The sequence below is a fragment of the Gilliamella apis genome, assembly GCF_002142155.1.
GTDB classification, from domain to species: domain Bacteria; phylum Pseudomonadota; class Gammaproteobacteria; order Enterobacterales; family Orbaceae; genus Gilliamella; species Gilliamella apis.
Map to the genome: position 1 here is coordinate 1 of NZ_NASD01000015.1, position 23,324 is coordinate 23,324.

17 protein-coding genes are annotated in these 23,324 nt (G+C 36.9%); 12 read left to right on the forward strand and 5 right to left on the reverse strand.

The window, feature by feature from the left end; translation table 11 throughout:
• From B6C84_RS07830 to nusG, 3 genes are all read left to right on the forward strand, one after another.
• Positions 1-140, forward strand: a 140-nt coding sequence (locus B6C84_RS07830) for an EF-Tu C-terminal domain-related protein (protein ID WP_086320474.1), incomplete at its 5' end; no start/stop codon positions are given.
• Positions 141-274: 134 nt separating this feature from the next.
• Positions 275-676: a preprotein translocase subunit SecE gene (secE, locus tag B6C84_RS07835; protein ID WP_065577660.1), complete on the forward strand. Its 402-nt coding sequence runs from the start codon at positions 275-277 to the stop codon at positions 674-676.
• A 1-nt stretch (position 677) separates the two neighbouring features.
• Positions 678-1,223: a transcription termination/antitermination protein NusG gene (gene nusG / locus B6C84_RS07840; protein ID WP_034900847.1), complete on the forward strand. Its 546-nt coding sequence runs from the start codon at positions 678-680 to the stop codon at positions 1,221-1,223.
• 84 nt (positions 1,224-1,307) lie between these two features.
• Here nusG and B6C84_RS07845 read toward each other — a convergent pair whose 3' ends face one another.
• Positions 1,308-3,230: an ABC transporter ATP-binding protein gene (locus B6C84_RS07845; protein ID WP_086320473.1), complete on the reverse strand. Its 1,923-nt coding sequence runs from the start codon at positions 3,228-3,230 to the stop codon at positions 1,308-1,310.
• 90 nt (positions 3,231-3,320) lie between these two features.
• Between B6C84_RS07845 and B6C84_RS07850 the strand changes: the two genes are divergently transcribed.
• The gene (locus tag B6C84_RS07850; RefSeq protein ID WP_034900912.1) at positions 3,321-4,481 is read left to right on the forward strand and encodes a sugar diacid recognition domain-containing protein; all 1,161 of its coding nucleotides are present in this window, start codon (positions 3,321-3,323) and stop codon (positions 4,479-4,481) included.
• A gap of 86 nt (positions 4,482-4,567) precedes the next feature.
• On the opposite strand, the gene garD is transcribed toward B6C84_RS07850, so the two are convergent.
• Positions 4,568-6,106: a galactarate dehydratase gene (gene garD, locus B6C84_RS07855; RefSeq protein ID WP_086320477.1), complete on the reverse strand. Its 1,539-nt coding sequence runs from the start codon at positions 6,104-6,106 to the stop codon at positions 4,568-4,570.
• Positions 6,107-6,562: 456 nt separating this feature from the next.
• On the opposite strand from garD, the gene B6C84_RS07860 reads away from it, so the two are divergent.
• The 6 genes from B6C84_RS07860 to B6C84_RS07885 all read left to right on the forward strand — a co-directional run bounded on the left by B6C84_RS07860 (position 6,563) and on the right by B6C84_RS07885 (position 13,595).
• Positions 6,563-7,894, forward strand: a complete 1,332-nt coding sequence (locus tag B6C84_RS07860; RefSeq protein ID WP_034900846.1) for an MFS transporter — start codon at positions 6,563-6,565, stop codon at positions 7,892-7,894.
• A 39-nt stretch (positions 7,895-7,933) separates the two neighbouring features.
• Positions 7,934-9,271 carry an enolase C-terminal domain-like protein gene (locus B6C84_RS07865; RefSeq protein WP_065577657.1) on the forward strand — a complete coding sequence of 446 codons (1,338 nt, stop codon included), beginning with the start codon at positions 7,934-7,936 and terminating at the stop codon, positions 9,269-9,271.
• Between the two features lie 42 nt (positions 9,272-9,313).
• The gene (gene gudD / locus B6C84_RS07870) at positions 9,314-10,648 is read left to right on the forward strand and encodes a glucarate dehydratase (RefSeq protein WP_034900842.1); all 1,335 of its coding nucleotides are present in this window, start codon (positions 9,314-9,316) and stop codon (positions 10,646-10,648) included.
• A 47-nt stretch (positions 10,649-10,695) separates the two neighbouring features.
• Complete coding sequence (gene garL / locus B6C84_RS07875) at positions 10,696-11,466, forward strand: 2-dehydro-3-deoxyglucarate aldolase (RefSeq protein ID WP_034900840.1); 771 nt, start codon at positions 10,696-10,698, stop codon at positions 11,464-11,466.
• Positions 11,467-11,502: 36 nt separating this feature from the next.
• Positions 11,503-12,384: a 2-hydroxy-3-oxopropionate reductase gene (gene garR / locus B6C84_RS07880; protein WP_034900830.1), complete on the forward strand. Its 882-nt coding sequence runs from the start codon at positions 11,503-11,505 to the stop codon at positions 12,382-12,384.
• Between the two features lie 62 nt (positions 12,385-12,446).
• Positions 12,447-13,595 (forward strand): glycerate kinase, encoded by a 1,149-nt coding sequence (locus tag B6C84_RS07885; protein WP_086320471.1) that lies wholly within the window; start codon positions 12,447-12,449, stop codon positions 13,593-13,595.
• A gap of 48 nt (positions 13,596-13,643) precedes the next feature.
• Here the strand turns inward: B6C84_RS07885 and B6C84_RS07890 are convergent, their stop codons facing one another.
• The gene (locus B6C84_RS07890) at positions 13,644-15,647 is read right to left on the reverse strand and encodes an OPT family oligopeptide transporter (protein WP_086320470.1); all 2,004 of its coding nucleotides are present in this window, start codon (positions 15,645-15,647) and stop codon (positions 13,644-13,646) included.
• A gap of 226 nt (positions 15,648-15,873) precedes the next feature.
• On the opposite strand from B6C84_RS07890, the gene mazG reads away from it, so the two are divergent.
• Together mazG and B6C84_RS07900 are read left to right on the forward strand one after the other, a co-directional pair.
• A complete protein-coding gene (gene mazG / locus B6C84_RS07895) occupies positions 15,874-16,671 on the forward strand; it encodes a nucleoside triphosphate pyrophosphohydrolase (protein ID WP_086320469.1) in 798 nt (265 codons plus the stop codon).
• Entirely contained in the window at positions 16,664-17,104 is a 441-nt protein-coding gene (locus B6C84_RS07900) for a hypothetical protein (RefSeq protein WP_034900816.1), read from the forward strand. The genes mazG and B6C84_RS07900 overlap by 8 nt, the downstream gene beginning before the upstream one ends.
• A 79-nt stretch (positions 17,105-17,183) precedes the next feature.
• Here B6C84_RS07900 and B6C84_RS07905 read toward each other — a convergent pair whose 3' ends face one another.
• Together B6C84_RS07905 and gltB are read right to left on the reverse strand one after the other, a co-directional pair.
• Positions 17,184-18,596: an FAD-dependent oxidoreductase gene (locus B6C84_RS07905; RefSeq protein ID WP_086320468.1), complete on the reverse strand. Its 1,413-nt coding sequence runs from the start codon at positions 18,594-18,596 to the stop codon at positions 17,184-17,186.
• Between the two features lie 14 nt (positions 18,597-18,610).
• Positions 18,611-23,068 (reverse strand): glutamate synthase large subunit, encoded by a 4,458-nt coding sequence (gltB, locus tag B6C84_RS07910; RefSeq protein ID WP_086320467.1) that lies wholly within the window; start codon positions 23,066-23,068, stop codon positions 18,611-18,613.
• Positions 23,069-23,324 lie beyond the last annotated feature (256 nt).

The following is a 23,324-nucleotide window of genomic DNA, read 5'->3' on the forward strand; positions in this document are numbered from 1 at the left end:
AAATGGTAATGCCAGGTGATAACATCAAAATGACAGTATCATTAATTCACCCAATCGCAATGGCAGACGGTTTACGTTTCGCTATCCGTGAAGGTGGTCGTACTGTTGGTGCTGGTGTTGTTGCTAAGGTTATTAAATAATTTCAGTAATCGCGATCATAGAAAGGGTATCTTTTGATACCCTTTCTTACCTAGTCTGTTTAGCAAAATGTTTTTAGAGAAAGAGCATTTTGGAAAATGGATAATATTATAAATAACATAATCATAGGTTTTATATGCTAGTAAGTAACGAGAGTCAAGATACAAGCACTGTTCTAGACAAATTTAAATGGGTTTTGGTTCTAGTATTAATTGCGTTAATTGTTTGGGGAAATTCTTATTTCTCTGTACCTAATGATATATATCAACCAAATGCGATCGTTCGAATTATTGCAGTTGTTGTGGTTTCGCTTTTAACCTTATTTATTGCATTTACAACCACTAAAGGAAAATCGTTTATAACATTTCTGCAAGAATCACGAAAAGAACTAAGAAAAGTTGTATGGCCTACTCGTAAAGAAACTGTACAAACAACCTTATTAATCGCTGTTATTACCGTTATTGTTGGTACTGCGCTTTGGGGAATGGATTCTTTGTTCCGTTCAATCATCTTTTATCTAACTTCAATAGGGCGTTAATATGAGTGAAACACAACAAAAACGCTGGTATGTGATCCAAGCTTATTCTGGCTATGAAGCACGTGTTGCACAATCATTACGTGAATATATTAAATTACATAATATGGAAGATTCTTTTGGCGAAGTTTTAGTACCAACCGAAGAAGTTGTAGAAATGAAAAGTGGACAGCGCCGTAAAAGCGAACGTAAATTTTTCCCAGGTTATGTTTTAGTTGAAATGACGATGAACGATGCAACTTGGCATTTAGTTAAAAGTGTACCAAGAACAATGGGATTCATTGGTGGGACATCAGATAGACCAGCGCCAATTAGCCAACGTGAAGTTGATGCAATTATGAATCGTCTTCAACAAGTTGGTGATAAACCACGTCCGAAAACCTTATTTGAACCAGGTGAACTTGTTCGGGTTAACGAAGGTCCATTTGCTGACTTTAATGGTGTAGTTGAAGAAGTGGATTATGAAAAAAGCCGCTTAAAAGTATCGGTTTCTATTTTTGGTCGTTCTACTCCAGTTGAACTTGATTTTAGCCAAGTAGAAAAAAGTTAATCTATTTGTCATCTAATTAAAAAAATCACAGCTATATGCTGTGATTTTTTGTTTTTAGGTATTTAAATTTTATTAAATTGATGGTTAACTTCTCTCGAACTCTTCCAATTGCTGTTGTAGCTCTAACCATTTTGATTCTGATTCATCTAATTCAGCCTTTAAATTACTTTGATTAAGTAATAATTGCGTTAATTCTGATTTTTTATCAGTTTCATAAATTGATGAATCAGCTAATTGCTCTTCAATGACTTTTAACTGATCATTTAAACGAGCAATAGTTTGTTCTTCTTTATGTAACTGTTTTTTCAATGGTTGTATTTGTGCTCTGGCTTCTGCATCTTTTCGTTTCTGTTCTTTACGTTCTTGTGCAGAAACTTTAGGCAACACTTCTTTTTTTACTGGTTTATCTTTTTCTTGCGGTTGATTTTCCGCCTTTTGTTCATCGGTCAACCATTTATGATAGTCATCAAGATCACCATTAAAAGGTTCAACTTTATGATCATGAACTAAGTAAAACTCATCAGTGGTTGAACGTAATAAATGCCTATCATGCGATACCACAACTAATGCACCTTCAAAATCGATTAATGCTTCAGTCAATGCTTGTCGCATATCTAAATCTAAGTGGTTTGTTGGCTCATCGAGTAACAGTAGATTTGGTTTTTGCCAAACAATTAACGCTAAAACTAATCGAGCCTTTTCGCCACCAGAAAATGTTTTTACTGGCTCACTAACTTTATCACCATGAAAATCAAATCCTCCCAAATAATTACGTAATTCTTGTTCGGTATTCTTTGGTTCTGCAAGTTGTTTTAAATGCCATAAAGCTGATTCATCAGCCCGTAAGTATTCTAATTGGTGTTGCGCAAAATAGCCTAATTGTACCCCTTTAGCTAAACTAATCAGCCCTTGCATCGGTGGTAATTCGCCAGCTAGCAGTTTAATCAGTGTTGATTTACCAGCACCGTTACGACCTAACAAACCGATACGTGAGCCAGGTACTAAATTAAGTTTAATCTGCTCTAAAACAACTTTATCACCATACCCTGCAACGATATTTTCCATGGTTAATAAAGGACTAGGTAAGAATTCTGGTCGTCTAAATTTAAAATGAAAAGGATTGTCAACATGAGCTGGGGCAATCAATTCCATTCTTTCTAACATTTTTATTCGACTTTGAGCCTGTTTTGCTTTGGTTGCTTTAGCCCTAAAACGATCGATATAGCTTTGCAAATGAGCAACTTTAAGTTGCTGACTTTCATACATGGATTGTTGTTGCGCCAGTTTTGCCGAGCGCTGTGTCTCAAATGATGAATAGTTACCGGTGTATTCAAATAATTTCTTCTGTTCAATATGAATGATTTTATTAACCAATGGATCTAAGAAATCACGGTCATGAGAGATTAAAATAAGTGTACCTTGATAATTACTTAACCATTTTTCTAACCACATCACTGCGTCTAAATCAAGATGGTTAGTTGGTTCATCAAGAAGCAGTAAATCAGAACGACACATTAACGCTTGTGCTAGATTAAGTCGCATACGCCAACCACCAGAGTAGGATTTAACCGGTAGCGTTAATTGTTCATTAGAAAAACCTAAACCATGCAATAATGTTGCCGCTCGAGAGCGGATAGTCCAAGCATCAATGTTATCAAGTTTTTCATGAATAAGCGCAATTTGCTCACCGTTATTTTTTTCGTAAGCAATCTCTAAATCTTGCTCTAATTTTCGAAACTCTCGATCACCATCAATAACATATTCGATAGCCGCTGTATCTAATGCTGGAGTTTCTTGGTTTACCCATGCTAATTGCCATTGGGCAGGAATAGAAACACTGCCAGCATCTGTTTGAATTTCACCTTTAATTAAAGAAAAAAGTGTGGACTTACCACAGCCATTTTTACCGACTAATCCAACTTTCTGTTTAGGATTTATTGTTGCAGAGGCATTATCTAAAAGTAGATTAATACCTCTACGAATTTGGATAGAATCAAACACTATCATGACGAAGTCACCTATGATTCAATATAAAATGTGTTATGCTAACAAAAAATAAAGCGTATGCAAAATGATAATAGGAAATTTAACATGGTAATGAATTCTTATTGCCTAACCCCTAAAATTGCTCAACAGATTGTTGACAGAACCATGAAAATTATTGATTGTAATATCAATGTAATGAATGGGGATGGTTGTATTATTGGTAGTGGTGATTTAGAACGTATTGGAGAATTACATGAAGGTGCAATACTGGCTATATCTCAAAAAAGAACTGTTTCAATTGATGGCACAATGGTTAAACGTCTGAAAGGCGTTAAACCGGGTATCAATTTACCATTAAAACTTAATGATCGTATCGTTGGCGTTATTGGTTTAACTGGTGAACCATCCGATATAAGGCAATTTGGTGAATTGGTTTGTATGTCAGCAGAAATGATGATGGAACAAACCCAATTATTACAAGAATTATCTTATGATAATCGTTTAAAAGAAGAATTGATTCTTACTCTAATTGAAAAAGAAGTCTTGCCTGAAAGTATGGTGCAATGGGTTAAACGATTAGATATTAATTTACAGTTACCGCGAGTAGTATGCATGATTGAAGTCGATAGTGGCCAATTAGGCATTGATACTGCTATGAGCGAATTACAACATCTACAAAATCAAATACAACATGTTAGCCAACATAATTTAGTTGCCATTAAATCTATTACTGAGTTAGTTATTTTAATTCCTGCTTTAAATCGTTATGGTCGATGGGATTTACTAGAGCACAAAAAGAAATTAGAACAATTAGTGATTACCATCAAAGATTCCACTCATTTAGATATTCGAATTTCATTAGGTAATTATTTTGAACAACATCCTTATCCATTAGTTAAATCTTATCAAACCGCTAAAACAACTATGTTAATTGGTAAGCAAAGAATGCCGAATATCCGTAATTATTATTACCAAGAACTTATTCTTCCCGTTTTATTACATGGTTTAAGTTATGATTGGCAAGCTGAAGAATTATTATTACCTTTGAAAAAATTAAGGATGGGTGATAATAATGGTGTACTGCAAAAAACATTGCAAACATGGTTTAAGAATAATGTACAAAATGGTGATACGGCCAATGAGCTGTTTATTCATCGTAATACATTAGAATATCGATTAAATAAAATTGCTAATTTGACTGGTTTAAATCTAGCCAAATTTGACGATCGATTATTATTATATATTGGATTACAGTTGGACAGAAACGAATAAATTCTAAATACACTTTTTATTTTTTAATAATTAAGGTGTATTTAGAATCGCAATTAATAATATATTTATATGTAATTTATTGTTTTTTAGGTAACTGGTGCCGGATTAAAAATAGCTAGTGGATTGTATAATTTCCAATGATCTGACCATGGTTGTTTGCGCCCACTAGCCACATCTAGGATTAAATGGAAAAGTCGCCAACCGATATCCTCAATAGTTGCTTCGCCTAAAGCAATATCTCCAGCACTAATATCAATAAGGTCGAACCATTGTTCTGCGACAATATTACGGCTAGACATTTTAATGACAGGTACCATCGCTAATCCATATGGTGTTCCACGGCCAGTAGTGAAAACTTGCAATGTGATACCTGATGCAACTTGTTGAGCACCACAAACAAAATCACTAGCCGGCGTTGCAGCAAAAATCAGACCTTTTTTGGTAGGTCTTTGACCAGGAGATAACACTTCAACAATCGGACTTGTGCCTGATTTTGCAATAGATCCCATTGCTTTTTCAACTATGTTATTTAAGCCACCCTTCTTATTGCCTGGTGTAGTATTGGCGCTACGATCAACTTTTCCGGCAGCAAGATATTCATCGTACCATTGCATTTCTCGAATTAGTGCTTTACCGACTTCTTCATCAGCTGCTCTTGGCGTCAGCAAATGAATACCATCACGAACTTCGGTTACTTCAGAAAACATAACTGTTGCTCCACATCTTACTAATAAGTCAGAAGCAAAGCCAACTGATGGATTAGAGGTAACACCTGAGAATGCATCACTACCACCACATTGCATTCCGACGATTAATTCTGATGCAGGCACTGTTTCACGTTTGCGTTGATTTAGACGTTGTAAGTGTTTTTCTGCCACACGCAAAATATGGTCAACCATGGCTTTAAATCCATGTTCATCTTGTAAAGTAACAAGGTCATCATCTTCTAATTTTATCGGAATGGTATCGTGAGTACCTTTAAGTAGTCTCTCTGGTTGTAACTTTTCACATCCTAAACTGATGACCATAATTTCGCCTCCGAAATTAGGATTCTTAGCTAAATTATGAATAGAACGAATTGGTACAATAGCTGCTGGAGCGTCAATGGCTACACCACAACCATATAAATGGATCAGTGGCACGACGCCATCTACATTAGGATATTTTGGTAATAAATCACGTTCAATGATTTTGGCAACATATTCAACAACGCCCGAAACACAATTAACACTCATGGTAATACCAAGTATATTCCTAGTGCCTACCGAACCATCTTTGTTGCGGTAACCTTCAAAAGTATAACCTTCTAAAGGTGGTAACGGATCCGTTTTTTTCGTTGCTATTTCTAATTCATGCAATTCTGGTGCAGTAGGCATCAGTGTTACAGCTTCATTTATCCAGCTACCTTGTTTAATGTCTTTTTTAGCGTAACCAATGGTTTCACCATAACGTACTATAGCTTGTCCTTGGTTGATATCATTTAATGCAACTTTATGCCCTTGAGGTACATCTTCAATTAATTGTAGTCCATTGTCAAAAATTGTACCTTTGGGTAATCCATTATTATTGACAACAATCGCAACATTATCAATTTCTTTAATTTTGATAAAGAGCGGCTTGTTAATTTGCTTCTCCATTACTCAACTCCCATTATGCTAATTAATTTTTTATATATTAATTAATAGCAAATTAAATTTTATAACATTTCTCATAATTTCTTCGTTATATCTTAAATCCGAATAAAATAAATAGCATTGTGCATATTCACAATTATAAGTTCATAAATTAGCTAAATATCATAAAAATACCCATAAAAGTCGCTTTGTATCACAAAATTTTGTAGTTTTATTAAATTTTTGTGAAGAACGTAACATTAATTTATGTATTTGCATATAAATAAATGTAATTTGCACTTATTTTTTGTGCTTTTACCCAATGAATTTTTATGATGAACCCCCCATACTTATTTACTATTAGTGGATTATCTTAGAAACGTAAAAAAGTCTATTTATTTTCTACTTCAGCTATACCTTTTATATTTAATAATTAAATTTAGGAAATTATAAGTTTAGGAGCTAAACATGGAAATAAACAAAACCAAACAAAAAAGGACTAACGCCAGATGGATGACGGTCGTTTTTTTATTTATAGTCACAGCGATTAACTACGGCGACCGAGCAACATTAGGTATAGCTGGAAAAGCAATGTCGGGGGAATTAGGATTTGATGCAGCAGCCATGGGATGGGTGATGTCATCATTTGGTATTGCTTATGTAATAGGACAATTACCAGGAGGATGGTTACTAGATAGATTCGGTTCTAAACGAGTTTATTTTTTAAGTATTCTATTTTGGTCTATTTTTACTCTATTACAAGGGACTGTACACTTCTTTATTGGTGCTTGGGCACTAATTATGCTTTTTACCTTCCGTTTTTTAATGGGGCTTGCCGAAGCACCTTCATTCCCTGGAAACAGCCGTATTACCGCCGCATGGTTTCCAGCTAAAGAAAGAGCAACAGCAGTAGCCATTTTTAACTCTGCACAATATTTTGCAACCGTTATTTTTGCACCAATTATGGGTTGGTTGACTCATGAGTATGGTTGGCAATCAGTATTCTTCTTTATGGGTGGATTGGGTATTTTTGTCAGTGCTGTTACTTTGTTTGTTATTCGCAATCCAAAAGATCATCCTTTAGCTAATCAAGCAGAAGTTGATTATATCGTTGAAGGTGGTGCTTTAGTTGATATGGATCAGAAAAAAGACAATGGTAAACAAGAAGGTCCAAAATTAGGTTATTTATGGCAATTATTGACCAATAGAATGTTGCTTGGTGTTTATTTAGGTCAATATTGTATCAACTGTTTAACATTCTTCTTTATTACTTGGTTCCCTATTTATTTGGCAACACAGCGTGGAATGAATATTAAAGAAGTAGGCTTTGCTGCTGCAGTTCCTGCTATTTGTGGCTTTATTGGTGGAATTAGTGGTGGGGTTATTTCTGATTTCATTATGCGCAAAACCAATTCTTTATCAATAGCCCGTAAAACACCAATCATTTTAGGTATGCTATTCTCAATGACTATGATTATGTGTAATTACGTTGATTCAATTGGTCTAGTTATTTTATTTATGTCGATGGCTTTCTTCGGCAAAGGTGTTGGTGCGTTAGGTTGGGCAGTAATGGCAGATACAGCACCAAAAGAGATGAGTGGTCTAGCTGGTGGTTTATTCAATATGTTTGGTAATGCATCAAGTATCATTTCTCCAATTATTATTGGTTATATTGTAGCATGGACAGGGCGCTTTGAATGGGCATTAGTATTTGTTGCCGGTCATGCGTTTGTTGCTGCTTTCAGTTATTTAGTTCTTGTTGGTCCAATTAAACGAATGGAATTAAAGAAAAAGGATTAAATAATAACAAAACAAATTTATGAAATGGAGAATCGTAGTATGAATACTCAATCAGTGCCAATTATTACTTCGATGCAAGTTATACCTGTTGCAGGTTATGACAGTATGTTAATGAACATTGGTGGTGCTCACGGTCCATACTTTACCCGTAATATTGTTATATTAACAGATAATGCTGGTCATGTTGGTGTTGGTGAGGCTCCTGGTGGTTCAACAATTGAAAATGCATTGAAGGAAGCTTGTGCACATGTTGAAGGTAGACCTATTTCGATTCTTAACCGTATCGTAAATGATATGCATCAAGGCTATTTAGATTCTGATTATGATACTTTTGGTAAAGGTGCATGGACATTTGAACTACGAGTTAATGCTGTAGCAGCTTTGGAATCAGCACTGTTAGATTTAATGGGGCAATTTTTAAATGTGCCTGTGGCTGAATTATTGGGTGGTGGCAAACAAAGAGATGAAGTAACTGTTTTAGGCTATTTGTTTTATATTGGTGATGATAAGAAAACTGATCTACCTTATGACCAGCCACTCAAAAATGGTCATGAATGGTACAACATTCGACGCCGCGAAGCGATGACAGTTCAGTCGGTAATAGAATTAGCTGAAGTAGCAAAAGATCGCTATGGTTTTAAAGATTTCAAAATGAAAGGTGGTGTATTAGCTGGTGAAAAAGAGATTGAAACGGTCACTGAGCTAAAAAAACGTTTTTCAGATGCTCGAATTACTTTAGATCCTAATGGCGGTTGGTTATTGGAAGATGCTATACGATTATGTAAAGGGCTTAACCATGTCCTGACCTATGCCGAAGACCCTTGTGGTGCGGAAAATGGTTATTCGGGACGTGAAGTAATGGCTGAGTTTCGTCGTGCCACAGGTCTACCAACAGCAACGAATATGGTTGCAACTAACTGGCGAGAAATGTGTCATTCTATTATGTTACAAGCCGTTGATATACCTTTAGCAGATCCGCATTTTTGGACTTTAACTGGTGCAAGTCGGGTTGCTCAGCTTTGTCATGAATGGGGATTAACTTGGGGTTGCCATTCTAACAATCATTTTGATATCTCATTAGCGATGTTTAGTCATGTTGGTGCATCGGCACCAGGCAATCCAACTGCACTTGATACTCATTGGATATGGCAGGAAGGACAGGCCAGATTGACTAAAAATCCATTAGAAATAAGTAATGGCAAAATTAAACTGCATGATAAACCGGGATTAGGCATTGAATTAGATATGCAACAAATTATGAATGCTCATGAATTACATAAAAAATTAGCAAATGGTGCACGTAATGATGCTATTGCAATGCAGTATTTAATACCTGGTTGGCAGTTTGATCGTAAACGACCTTGCATGGTTCGTTAAAACAGAATTAGAGAAATACAAGAAATTTAAGAGGTTAATATTATGAGTTTATCAACGCCAATTATAACGGAAATGAATGTTTATCCTGTCGCTGGATATGACAGTATGCTACTTAATTTAAGTGGTGCACATTCACCGTATTTTACTCGAAATATTGTTATCCTAAAAGATAACTCAGGCAACATTGGTGTCGGCGAAGTACCGTGCGTCGGAACGGTTACTAAAACATTAGAAGATGCTAAATCATTAGTTGTTGGTCAATCTATTGGCCAATATAAAAATGTGATGAATCGAGTGCGTCTTCAATTTGCTGATCGTGATGTTGGTGGTCGAGGCAATCAGACATTTGATCAACGCTCAACAATTCACGTTGTTACTGCGATTGAAGCGGCAATGTTAGATCTACTTGGTAAACATTTAGGCGTTACCGTGGCATCATTACTTGGCGATGGTCAACAACGTGATGAAGTGGAAATGTTAGGATACTTATTTTATGTCGGTGATCGCAACAAAACAGATTTACCTTATCAAAGTCAAAATGATGAAAAATGTGATTGGTATCGCCTACGACATGAAGAAGCACTAACGCCTGAAAAAATTGCCCAATTGGCTGAAGCTACTTATGAAAAATATGGTTTCCGCGATTTCAAATTAAAAGGCGGTGTTTTATCAGCAGAAGATGAAGCAGAAGCAGTAATAGCAATTAAAAAGAAATTCCCAGATGCTCGAGTAACACTTGACCCTAACGGAGGATGGTTATTAGAGGAAGCGATTCGCATTGGTAAATATTTGAAAAATACTTTGGCTTATGCAGAGGATCCTTGTGGTGCTGAACAAGGTTATTCAGGGCGAGAAGTCATGGCTGAATTTCGTCGAGCCACGGGTTTACCGACTGCTACCAATATGATTGCAACCGATTGGCGTCAAATGGGACATACATTATCGTTACAATCTGTTGATATTCCATTAGCTGATCCACATTTTTGGACCATGAATGGCTCAGTTCGTGTTGCACAAATGTGCCATGAATTTGGTTTAACATGGGGTTCACATTCTAATAACCATTTTGATATCTCTTTAGCTATGTTCACACACGTAGGTGCAGCAGCACCAGGCAATCCAACTGCACTGGATACTCATTGGATTTGGCAGGAAGGTAACCAACGTTTAACGAAAGAACCATTACAAATTATTAATGGTAAAATTAAGGTTCCTGAAAAACCAGGATTAGGCATTGAAATTGATATGGATCAAGTAATGAAAGCTCATGAGTTATTTAAGAAAATGGGTCTTGGTAACCGGAATGATGCAATGGCCATGCAATATTTAATTCCTGGCTGGCAGTTTGATAATAAAAAACCATGTTTGGTTAGATAATTGAACTATTATTATCAAAAATAACTCGAGAATTTAAAAGGTAAATTATGAAAAAAATAACCTGCCACAACCAATTTAAGCAAGATATGTTAGAGCGTAAAAAACTTATTGGTTGTTGGGCTGCTTTAGGAAATCCAATTTCAACAGAAATACTTGGTTTAGCTGGTTTTGATTGGTTGTTGCTAGATGGTGAGCATGCGATTAATGATGTTACCACGTTTGTACCGCAATTGATGGCATTAAAAGATAGTAGTAGTGCACCAATAGTTCGTCCTGCTTGGAATGATCAAGTTTTAATTAAGCGATTACTTGATATTGGGTTTTATAATTTCTTAATCCCATATGTAGAAACAGTAGAACAAGCCAAATCAGCAGTAGCTTATACCCGCTATCCACCTGAGGGGGTAAGAGGAGTTTCTGTTTCTCATCGTAGTAATGGCTTTGGCACTATTACTGATTATTTTACTAAAATTAATCAAAATATTTGTGTTGTGGTACAAATTGAAACTCAACAAGCAGTTAATAATGTTGAAGCAATAACTGCAGTTGATGGTATTGATGGTATTTTTGTTGGACCGAGTGATCTCTCTGCTTCATTAGGCCATTTTGGTAATCCTAAGCACCCTGAAGTGCAAGCAGCGATAAAACATGTTTTTGATGTTGCTAAAGCACAAGGTAAAGCATGCGGTATTTTGGCACCAATAGAAGCTGATGTTCATCATTATATTGATATGGGGGCAACATTCGTTGCTGTAGGTAATGATCTAGGTTTATTAAGAAGTTCAACCCAAGCGCTAGCAGATAAGTTTTTAAAGTAACGAATACTATTTTAGTCGTAAAAAAAGGAGAGTAAAATGAAAATTGGTTTTATTGGTTTAGGTATTATGGGTAAACCGATGAGCAAAAACCTGTTAAAAGCAGGTTATTCATTAGTCGTTTGTGATAAAAATCAATCTGCAGTGGATGAAGTAGTAGCTGCAGGGGCACAAAGTGCCGTAAATGCTAAAGAAGTTGCTAAACTTTGTGATGTGATTATTACCATGTTACCAAATTCACCACATGTAAAAGAGGTTGTATTAGGTGAAGATGGGATAATTGATGGTGCTAAATCTGGTACTACGATTATTGATATGAGTTCAATTGCACCATTGGCAAGCCGTGAAATTCATGATGAAGTCGTTAAAAAAGGATTGGCAATGTTAGATGCGCCAGTGAGTGGCGGTGAACCTAAAGCGATTGATGGTACTTTATCGGTCATGGTAGGTGGTGATAAAGCTATCTTTGATAAACATTATGACATAATGAAAGCCATGGCTGGTTCAGTGGTTTACACTGGTGAAATTGGTGCTGGTAATGTAACTAAATTAGCAAATCAAGTTATTGTTGCTTTGAACATTGCGGCTATGTCAGAAGCATTAGTTTTAGCAACTAAAGCTGGCGTAAATCCAGAGTTAGTTTATCAAGCAATTCGTGGTGGATTAGCTGGAAGTACTGTACTAGATGCTAAAGCACCAATGGTTTTAAATCGTAATTTTAAACCTGGTTTCAGAATTGATTTACATATCAAAGATTTACAAAATGCTTTAGATACTTCGCATGGTGTTGGAACATCATTACCATTAACTGCATCTGTAATGGAAATGATGCAAGCCCTAAAAACTGATGGTCTGGGTGATTGTGATCATAGTGCATTAGCACGTTACTATGAATCTTTAGCAAAAATAGAAATTAAATAATTAAGGTTAAGATTGAGTATGGCGACATACTCAATACTTTGACTAATTGCATAAGGATAAATATGAAAATTGTCATTGCTCCTGATTCTTTTAAAGAAAGCCTAAGTGCGATTGAGGTTGCTAATATAATTAAAAATGGATTTTTAAACGTATACCCAAAGGCTGAATACTTTTTGATTCCAGTTGCTGATGGTGGTGAAGGTACTGTTGATGCAATGGTTGATGCATTAAATGGAAATAAAATCACAGTATCGATTACTGACCCATTAGGTGAAAAAGGTTTGGCTTTTTATGGTATTTCAGGAGATGGACAAACAGCGGTAATTGAAATGGCCGCAGCAAGTGGTCTTGAAAGAGTTCCTGTTACTAAGCGAGATGCGAAAATTACGACCTCATATGGTACTGGAGAATTAATCAAAGATGCACTAGATAAAGGTTGTAAAAAATTTATTATTGGCATTGGCGGGAGTGCTACCAATGACGGGGGCGCTGGCATGTTACAGGCTCTAGGTGTCAAGCTTCTTGATAAAGCCGGTAACCAAATTGGTTATGGTGGAGCTTCATTAAGCGAGCTTGATAAAATTGATATTAGTGAAATTGACCACAGAATTAAATTCTGTGATTTCGAAGTTGCTTGTGATGTTACTAATCCTTTGACTGGTGCGAATGGTGCTTCATTTATATTTGGTCCGCAAAAAGGCGCGACACAAGATGATGTTCGTTTACTTGATGAAAATCTGAAACATTTTGCTCAAGTAATAAAACGTAGCTTTAATATGGATATTGAATTTACCCCAGGGACGGGAGCTGCTGGTGGAATGGGGGCTGCTTTATTAGCGTTTATGAATGCTAAATTAAGGCCTGGAATTGAAATTATTACTGAAGCACTAAATCTAGATAAGCTTATTTCTAATGCAGATTTAGTTATTACCGGTGAAGGGCGATTAGATTACCAAAGTATCAATGGTAAAGTACCAGTAGGGGTTGCTAATATTGCCAAAAAATACCAAAAACCAGTAATTGCTATTGTTGGTAGTTTGGGTGACAAGGCTGAAACCATTTATCCTTATGGTATTAATGCCATGTTTAGTATTTTAAGTAAAGTTGCGACTTTGTCTGAAGTACTAGAATCAGCAACGGCAAAAGCAAATCTTTATCAAACCTCAATGAATATTGCCTTAACACTTAATTTAGGCCGTAACCTTAAATAGTCATAAATACCCTTTATCAGTATCCTGATAAAGGGCATCATAATCATATTATCGTTTAAGTGCTGACAAAGATCTGCGAATAATAAGACAACAGATCGTAATGAAAACAAATAATCCTAAATATTGAGACATATTGCCTAAGTCAGGGAATATTGCCAGAGGTGCATCTCCACCACCATTAGTGACACTAATGACAATCACAATGGCAAGTATAACACCAACTAAACTTTCACCGACGATTAAACCTGATGCAATTAAGGATGCTTTACGATCTACTTTTTTGAACTCAGTTTCTGGATCTAAATTTAGTTTTTCTGCTTTCACATATGCCTGACGTTTTACTATCCATGATAATAATGAACCGATAAATATAGCCATTGTAATACTTGGTGGTAAGTAAATACCTAGTCCGACAGCTAAAGCAGGTAGACGGAATTTAGTTTTCTTTTTGGCTAAAATTAGGTCAATGATGATAACTGTTGCGCCTACCGCTAAACCTATCAAGATCATTGTCCAATCAAGATTATGTGAGAAAATTCCTTTAGCAATGGTTGTCATCAAAGTTGCTTGAGGTGCAGCCAATACTTGCGTAGGGTCCATATTTGGACGAGGAACCGCACCAGTAAAACCATAAGCGTTATAGAGTATTTCAAGAATAGGGGCAATGACAATTGCACCAACAACACAACCAATCAAAAGTGCTACTTGTTGTCTCCATGGCGTAGCATGAACTAAATAACCTGTTTTCAAATCTTGTAAATTATCATTTGAAATACATGCAATTGATAACACAACACTAGTTGTGAATAGGGCTAATGCAGTGATAAAGTCAGTTCCTTCAACTGAGGATAGCATACCATGTGTTTCACTTAAGCCAAGCAATATTAGTGAAATAGCTATAGCAGCAACAATGGCAATACCTGATATAGGACTGGCTGAAGAACCAACTAAACCAGCCATATAACCACAGGCAGCGGCAACTAAAAATCCCATAATAAATGCAAATAAAACAGCACAAATTACTAGTAACCAAGCAATACCAGTTGATAAACCACTATCAGAAATAAAAGAGTAAAATGTTGCAACTAAGATAATTAACATGCCAGCCATAATCATAAAAATAGTTTTTGGTGACAAGTCTCTATCTGTTCGATCAATATCGTTTACAGAAATATCTGAGCGAAGTGTTTTTAACGATGTTTTTAAACCTTCAATAACTGGTTTGATTAAAGTCAGTAATGTCCAGACTGCGGCAATTGCTATGGTACCTGCACCGATAAAACGAATATCTGTGGCCCACAATCCCATTGCAATTTTAGATAGAGGTTGGGATGTATCATAATCAGTAAGGGCACTTAGGATAGGAATACCAAATCCCCAAGCTATAATTGTTCCGATTAATACCGCAATTCCTGAAATAATACCAATTAGATAGCCAGCACTTAGTAATGCTAATGAAAATCCCATTGGGATCTGAAATATTGATTTACCACCAGTAAACCAATAAGCAGTGCTATCAGATAATAAACGAAATCCATTAGTAAATAAGCTCACTGTAGAGGCAATAATACCGCCAAATACAATATCTTTTAATCCATCATTTGCTTCTTTATCGTTAGTTTTCGAACCGGCTTTTAATATTTCAGCAGCAGCGACACCTTCTGGATAAGGTAAATCACTTTTCACTACCATAACATGACGTAATGGAATAGAAAATAATACCCCTAACATGCCGCCAGCAGCACAAACTGAAAAGGTTAGCCAGAAAGGAAAATTACTCCAATATCCCATCATTAATAAACCAGGCATAACGAAAATAACAGATGATAAAGTTCCAGCTGCGGAGGCTTGAGTTTGCACCATATTATTTTCTAAAATTGTCGATCCTGAAAATAATCGTAAAATAGCCATGGAAATGACTGCGGCAGGAATGGCTGATGAAAAAGTTAATCCGACTTTCAAGCCTAAATAGACATTGGAGGCTGTAAAGACGATAGTAATTAAAGCACCAAGAATGGTACCGCGTAGTGTAAGTTCTCGTAAATTATTCATACTACCTATATATTAAAGTTAAATTGATAGCCTGTTATTATATACTTAATTATGTTTTATCTGCCATTAATTCTACAATTAAGTTCATATTTTGCCCATTTTTCTTGATTTATTTGCTGTAAGTTATTTTTATTCTTAAACAATAAAATTTGTATATTAAAGATTAGTCACAGCGTAATTATGCTATGCTGGTTATATTCTTAATCATTAACCAATTGTGAGAAAAATGTTAAGTGAATTAAAACGATTACAGGATATTACTAAAAAGTTACGTAACCCTATTGATGGCTGTGAATGGGACAACAAACAAACTTTTGACTCGTTAAAATCCTATACTTTAGAAGAGACTTATGAAGTCTTAGATGCAATTGATAAACAAGATATGGTTGAACTTAAAAGTGAACTGGGTGATCTACTGTTTCAGATTGTTTTTTATGCGGATTTAGCAAGTGAACAAGGTTTTTTTAATTTTGATGATATTTGTCGTACTGTCGCTGATAAGCTGGTCAGTCGTCATCCGCATATTTTTTCAAATAATACGAGTAAACCAAATTGGGAACAGCTTAAACAACAAGAACGTGATAAGCGGGAGCAATATTCGCTATTAGATGATATTCCCAATGCTATTCCGGCATTAATGAAGGCTGAAAAAATCCAAAAACGTTGTGCGTCAGTTGGATTTGATTGGACTGAACTACAACCAGTCATAGCTAAAGTTAAAGAAGAACTTAATGAAGTTGAACAAGAATTAGCACAATCGACTATTGATCAATCAAAAGTTGAGGAAGAAATCGGCGACCTATTGTTTGCTACCGTCAATTTAGCAAGACATCTAAAAGTTAAATCGGAGTTAAGCTTACAAAATGCTAACAACAAGTTTATTAGGCGTTTTAAACAGGTTGAATTATTACTAAAGCAAAAAAATCGCAATTTAGTTGATGCAACACTTGAAGAAATGGAAGATGCATGGCAAATTGTCAAGCAAACAGAAAAATCATCTAGCGAAGTAAATAAAAATGACTGAACAAAAAAATGAATTATATCAAGAAATAGAGGCTTGGTCTCAAAATGCTATTTTACATAGCCCAACTTGGAGTATTAATCAATTGGATTACTCTGAAAAGAGTATTACTGTTGTTGAAATGATTATTGGTGAAATGGCAGATAAAAGCTTTGGTCTTCCTGAAGAACAACTCAATATGATATCACAAGAATATGGCTGTTATTTGTTATTAACTGCACATAAATTATATGGCGGTCAGTTCTATTGGAATCAAGAATTTGAACAACCAATGTTAATTTGCTGTGAGCCCGATGCCACTATTGCGTTATTAACATGGAATAAAGTAAAAGGACGTTTATTGGGTGATAAAACCGATCATATTGCTTATTTTTTGGATGAATTTGGTAAAGCTACTTTTCAACCAGAAAAAGGCACTCAACGTGTCTATTTATAAAAAGTGACTTATATTATCATAAATAAACCCGCCATAAATTAGCGGGTTTAAATGTTGAATTGGAATTCAAGCGTCGTTTTTAAACTTCTAAGTAATCCAAGATTCCTTCAGCAGCTTTACGGCCTTCACTTATTGCCGTAACGACTAAATCAGAACCACGCACAGCATCTCCGCCAGCAAAGATTTTAGCATTCGAAGTTTGATAACCTTTGCTTTCTGGGGCAATTATTCGTCCTCTATCGTCAAAATCAACCCCATGTTCAGCTAACCACGGCATTGCATGCGGTTTAAAGCCAAATGCCATTACCACCGCATCCGCCGGTAACACAAATTCTGAGCCTTCAATAATCACTGGTGAGCGACGACCTTTCGCATCGGGTTCGCCAAGCTCTGTTCTTACCATTTTTACGCCAGTAACATGCCCTACATTGTTAATTTCAATACTCAGCGGTTGTACATTGAATTGGAACTGCACGCCTTCTTCTTTGGCATTTTTAACTTCACGTTTAGAACCAGGCATATTGGCTTCATCACGGCGATATGCACACGTCACCTCAGTAGCACCTTGACGGATAGACGTTCTTACGCAGTCCATGGCTGTATCACCACCGCCTAATACCACGACACGTTTATTTTTCATATCTACATAAGGCGCATCGTCAGTTTGTTGGTGCTGCATAATATGTTTAGTATTAGCAATTAAAAATGGTAATGCATCATAGACACCATCAGCATCTTCATTTTCAAGCCCGGCACGCATTGATTGATAAGTACCAGCACCGACAAAAATAGCATCAAATTCACTGATAAGATCAGCTAATTGTACGGTTTTGCCGACTTCAGTATTTAGACGGAATTCAATCCCCATTTCGGTAAAGATGCGTCTACGATTAATTAAGACTTCTTTGTCTAATTTGAAGGCAGGGATACCGAAAGTTAATAAACCGCCAATTTCTGGATGGCGATCGAAAACGACTGGTGTAATACCATTACGAACTAATACATCAGCACAAGCAAGACCAGCCGGACCAGCGCCGATTATTGCGACTCTTAAGCCTGTTTTTTCAACATTAGATAAATTTGGTTTCCAGCCCATTTTGAACGCTTCATCAGTAATATAACGTTCAATATTACCAATGGTTACGGCACCAAATTCAGCATTTAAGGTACAAGATCCTTCACACAGACGATCTTGTGGACAAACTCGACCACATACCTCAGGTAAACTATTAGTTTGATGAGATAACTCAACCGCTTCTAAAATTTTACCTTCAGTAACTAATTTTAACCAATTTGGAATGTAATTGTGGACTGGACAACGCCATTCACAATAAGGGTTACCACAAGCAAGGCAACGATCTGCCTGTGCTTGAGATTGCGAAGCTGAAAAGCCTTCATAAATTTCTACAAATTCAATTTTACGAATGTTTAGCGATTTTTTAGGCGGATCGACACGTTGTAAATCGATAAACTGATAAACATTTTGACTCATATCGTGTTTTCTCCTTACTGTGCCTGAACACGTAGTTCAGCTGCTGACCGACTACGGTGACCTAATAATGCTTTAACATCGCTAGATTTTGGTTTAACTAATACAAATTGTTTAGCAAAATCTTCCCAATTAGCTAATATTTCTTCAGCCCAAGATGAGTGAGTTAGTTGTGCGTGCTCCATAATTAAACCACGTAGATGCTCTTCATGAATTGAATAGTCAGCAACATCTAACATTTCGACCAACTCTTTATTGATTCGCTTATGTAAATCACCATCAGTATCTAAAATATAAGCAAAACCACCGGTCATACCTGCACCAAAGTTAACGCCTGTTTTACCTAACACACAGACAATACCGCCAGTCATATATTCACAGCCATTATCACCAATGCCTTCAACCACACTTATAGCGCCTGAGTTACGCACTGCAAAACGTTCACCTGCTCGGCCAGCAGCAAATAATTTACCTCCAGTGGCACCATACAAACAGGTATTACCAGCAATGGTCGCTTCATGGCTTAAAAATGCCGAACCTTGTGGTGGACGAATGACAATACGACCTCCAGCCATACCTTTACCAACATAGTCGTTGGCATCGCCAGTAAGCGTTAAATCAACACCGCCTGCATTCCATACACCAAAGCTTTGTCCGGCAGTACCGTTGAAATTCAATGAAATAGGGGATGTGACTAAGCCTTGATCGCCATATTTTTTAGCAATATAACCAGATAAAGTTGTACCAACAGAACGATCAGTATTTTGAATGTCAAAGTAGAAACTTTTACTTTGACGATTATCCACTGCTTGTTGTGCTTGGGTTATAATCTCTTTATTCAGCACACCTTTATCAAATGGTTTATTGTCTTCAATACAGTGAACCGGTTTACCTTCTATTGGGGTTGCCGTTTCAAGCAAGCTTGATAAATCCAATTTCTGTTGTTTTGCAGTAATGCCATCAAGTTCAAGAAGTAAATCAGTACGACCGATCAAATCAACGATTCGACTAACGCCTAGTTCTGCCATAACTTCACGAGTATTACGAGCAATAAAACGGAAATAGTTCATCGCTTTTTCTGGTAGACCGTGATAATGCTCACTACGTAACTTCTCATCTTGAGTGGCAACACCGGTTGCACAGTTATTAAGATGACAAATACGGAGATATTTACAACCCAATGCCACCATTGGTCCAGTACCAAAACCAAAGCTTTCAGCACCTAAAATTGCCGCTTTAACAATATCGGCACCGGTTTTTAAGCCACCATCTACTTGCAAACGTATTTTATGGCGTAAACCATTAGCGACCAATGATTGTTGGGTTTCAACCAGACCAAGTTCCCAAGGAGAGCCAGCATATTTAACCGATGTTAATGGGCTGGCACCGGTACCGCCGTCATAACCTGAAATGGTGATTAAATCGGCATAGGCTTTGGCAACACCGGTTGCGATAGTACCTACTCCTGGTTCGGACACTAACTTAACCGAAATCATTGCAGTTGGATTAATCTGTTTCAGGTCAAAAATCAATTGCGCTAAGTCTTCAATTGAATAAATATCATGATGCGGTGGTGGTGAAATTAGTGTCACACCCGGTACAGAAAAACGTAATTTTGCAATATAAGGTGTTACTTTATCACCTGGTAATTGACCACCTTCACCTGGTTTTGCACCTTGAGCAACTTTGATTTGAATCACGTCAGCACTCATTAAGTAACCCGGTGTTACACCAAATCGGCCGGAAGCCACTTGTTTGATACGTGATACTTTGATGGTGTTATAACGGGCAGGATCTTCACCGCCTTCACCAGAATTAGAAAAACCACCTAAGGTGTTCATGGCTTCGGCTAATGATTCATGCGCTTCTGGACTTAATGCACCAATTGACATAGCTGCCGAGTCAAATCGTTTAAATAATGACTCTTCTGGTTCCACCTTATCAAGTGCGATAGCTGCGTTTTCAGGTGGATTAAGTTTTAATAGATCTCGCAAGGTTGCAGCTGGTCGATTATTTACGATATCTACATAGCGCTTATAATCTTCATAATTACCATTATTTACCGCTTTTTGTAGTGATTGTACTACATCAGGATTGTAAGCATGGTATTCACCACCATGCACAAATTTCAACAATCCACCTTGTTCTAATGGTTTACGCCGTAGCCATGCTTTCTTAGAAAGATTGAACTGATCTTGAGCAAAATCATCAAAATTGGCACCACTAATACGGCTAGTTACCCCTTGGAAGCAGAGTTCAACCACTTCTTCATTTAGACCTACTGCCTCAAATAGTTTAGAACAGCGGTAAGAAGCAACAGTTGAAATGCCCATTTTGGACATGATTTTGTATAAGCCTTTATTAATACCATTGCGATAATTAAGAATTGCTTCTCGATAAGACTTATTCACAGTGCCATTATCTACCATTTGAGCTAGGGTTTCATAGGCTAAATATGGATAGATTGCTGTTGCACCAAAGCCAAGTAACACGGCGAATTGATGCGGATCTCGACAACTTGCGGTTTCAACAATGATATTGGCATCACAGCGCAAGTTCTTTTCAACTAAACGTTGTTGTACGGCACCGACCGCCATTGGCGCAGGGATCGGTAAACGATCAGGGGCAATATTTCTATCGGATAAAATTAGTAATACTGTTCCTGCACGGACTTTTGCTTCAGCATCACCACATAACTGTTCAATTGCGTCACGTAAACTACCGTCAATCTCATATGTGATATCAAGCGTTTCTGATTTGTAATAACGTGATTCTAAAGTAGTTAATTGTTTAAAATCCGAATGAACCAATACTGGATATTTAAATGCCACCCGATGTGCCTGACCTTCAGCTTCGGCAAACACATTCATTTCACGCCCAATGCTGGTTGAAAGCGACATAACGTGTGCTTCACGCAATGGATCGATAGGTGGGTTAGTTACTTGAGCAAATTTTTGTCGGAAGTAATCATAAATTAAGCGCGGACGGCTAGATAACACGGCAAACGGTGTATCATCGCCCATTGAGCCGGTTGCTTCTTGGCCGTTTTCACCCAAAACTCGAATACATTGGTCGAGCTCTTCGGCACTATAACCAAATTGTTTTTGGTAAGTAGCGAGTAAAGTGTCGTCATAATCACGAGAGCCGATATCATCATCTGGAAGATCTTCAAATGGGATCAGACGTTTCACATTTTTAGCCATCCATTCTTTATATGGATGACGTTTTTGGAGATCATTATCGGTTTCTGAAGATTGTAAAATGCGACCTTCTTCAGTATCAATTACCAGTAATTCACCCGGACCCACTCGCCCTTTGCTGACGACTTCATCGGGTTGATAGTCCCAAATACCGATTTCTGAAGCACAAGTGATGAGTTTATCTGTAGTAATAACATAACGAGCAGGACGTAAACCATTACGGTCTAAGTTACAGGCAGCATAACGACCATCTGACATAACAATACCAGCAGGCCCGTCCCATGGTTCCATATGCATAGAGTTAAAATCAAAGAAAGCACGCAGATCTTCATTCATATCAGGGTTGTTTTGCCATGCAGGTGGTACCAATAGACGCATAGCACGGACAATATCCATACCGCCGACTAAAAATAGTTCCAACATATTATCTAGCGAGCTTGAATCAGAACCGGTGACATTAACAAATGGTGCCGCATCTTGTAGATCTGGAATCAATGGTGTTTTAAATTTGTAAGATCGCGCTTTTGCCCATTGGCGATTCCCCTCAATAGTATTAATTTCACCATTATGGGCTAAATGTCTAAATGGTTGCGCCAGTGGCCAACGCGGTACAGTATTGGTTGAGAAACGTTGATGGAATAAACAGATTGCGGTTTCCATACGAATATCAGCCAAATCTAAATAGAATCGAGGTAAATCCTTCGGCATACATAAGCCTTTATAGATATTAACCTGATTTGAAAAACTACAGACATAAAACGTATCATCTTGCACTCGTTTTTCAATACGACGGCGAACCATATATAGACGGCGTTCTAAATCAATCTTGGTCCAGCCAGCAGGTGCATTGACAAATACTTGTTCAATTCTTGGTAGTGATGAGAGTGCGATTTCACCCAGAACACTTTTATCGATTGGCACTTCACGCCAACCTAAAACATACAAGGTTTCTTCTGCTAGCTCTTCTTCAACAATTTTACGGCTAGCTTGAGCTTCGGCTTCATCTTGACTTAAAAATAGCATGCCAACAGCATAATTAGCGGCTAAACGCCAACCTGCGTCCTCGGCGACTAGTCGGAAAAATCGGTCTGGTTTTTGCATTAAAAGACCACAGCCATCACCGGTTTTACCATCCGATAATATAGCACCACGGTGTTGCATGCGAGCAAGTCCGTGAATTGCGGTACGCACCACTTTGTGACTTGGTTGCCCTTCAATGTGAGCAATTAAACCAAATCCGCAGTTATCTTTTTCATGATGCTGGTTATATAACATATCATTGCCTCAAATTCATCGTTATTATTTTTTGTGAAGGTATAGGCATTAATCCCATATTAGGTGTGAAGGTAATTAAAAATAAGTTTTAGGTCAAATAAATATTATTTATAAGTCAATATTTTAATCACTTAACCCATGTATATTAATGAAGCTTATATCTTATATTAACCAATTGTTTTTATTGGTTTTAATTTTTTTTTAAGATTAATGCCCTTCAATTTAAAAATTTTTTCATAATAAGAATTAATATCTG

Excerpts from the sequence above, each read along its gene's own strand:
- B6C84_RS07845 (WP_086320473.1), bottom strand. The coding sequence starts at position 3,230 with ATGATAGTGTTTGATTCTATCCAAATTCGTAGAGGTATTAATCTACTT.
- secE (WP_065577660.1), top strand. The coding sequence starts at position 275 with ATGCTAGTAAGTAACGAGAGTCAAGATACAAGCACTGTTCTAGACAAA.
- B6C84_RS07890 (WP_086320470.1), bottom strand. The coding sequence starts at position 15,647 with ATGAATAATTTACGAGAACTTACACTACGCGGTACCATTCTTGGTGCT.
- nusG (WP_034900847.1), top strand. The coding sequence starts at position 678 with ATGAGTGAAACACAACAAAAACGCTGGTATGTGATCCAAGCTTATTCT.
- mazG (WP_086320469.1), top strand. The coding sequence starts at position 15,874 with ATGTTAAGTGAATTAAAACGATTACAGGATATTACTAAAAAGTTACGT.
- B6C84_RS07885 (WP_086320471.1), top strand. The coding sequence starts at position 12,447 with ATGAAAATTGTCATTGCTCCTGATTCTTTTAAAGAAAGCCTAAGTGCG.
- B6C84_RS07850 (WP_034900912.1), top strand. The coding sequence starts at position 3,321 with ATGAATTCTTATTGCCTAACCCCTAAAATTGCTCAACAGATTGTTGAC.
- B6C84_RS07900 (WP_034900816.1), top strand. The coding sequence starts at position 16,664 with ATGACTGAACAAAAAAATGAATTATATCAAGAAATAGAGGCTTGGTCT.
- B6C84_RS07860 (WP_034900846.1), top strand. The coding sequence starts at position 6,563 with ATGGAAATAAACAAAACCAAACAAAAAAGGACTAACGCCAGATGGATG.
- gltB (WP_086320467.1), bottom strand. The coding sequence starts at position 23,068 with ATGTTATATAACCAGCATCATGAAAAAGATAACTGCGGATTTGGTTTA.
- garL (WP_034900840.1), top strand. The coding sequence starts at position 10,696 with ATGAAAAAAATAACCTGCCACAACCAATTTAAGCAAGATATGTTAGAG.
- gudD (WP_034900842.1), top strand. The coding sequence starts at position 9,314 with ATGAGTTTATCAACGCCAATTATAACGGAAATGAATGTTTATCCTGTC.
- B6C84_RS07905 (WP_086320468.1), bottom strand. The coding sequence starts at position 18,596 with ATGAGTCAAAATGTTTATCAGTTTATCGATTTACAACGTGTCGATCCG.
- B6C84_RS07865 (WP_065577657.1), top strand. The coding sequence starts at position 7,934 with ATGAATACTCAATCAGTGCCAATTATTACTTCGATGCAAGTTATACCT.
- garR (WP_034900830.1), top strand. The coding sequence starts at position 11,503 with ATGAAAATTGGTTTTATTGGTTTAGGTATTATGGGTAAACCGATGAGC.